The 252-nt window shown below is 52.4% G+C and carries 1 rRNA gene; it reads right to left on the bottom strand.

The features are described 5' to 3' along the window. Positions 1-252 (bottom strand): 23S ribosomal RNA (locus ACN6NE_RS31315); the annotation flags it as partial.

Raw genomic sequence — 252 nt, 5'->3', positions numbered from 1 at the left:
TGTCGCCACGCTTCCACCTCTGACCTATCAACCTGATCATCTTTCAGGGATCTTACTAGCTTGCGCTATGGGAAATCTCATCTTGAGGGGGGCTTCATGCTTAGATGCTTTCAGCACTTATCCCTTCCACACATAGCTACCCAGCGATGCCTTTGGCAAGACAACTGGTACACCAGCGGTGTGTCCATCCCGGTCCTCTCGTACTAAGGACAGCTCCTCTCAAATTTCCTACGCCCACGACGGATAGGGACC

The organism is Priestia sp. 53B2 (genome assembly GCF_056099005.1).
This window is presented reverse-complemented; position numbering and strand designations above follow the sequence as displayed.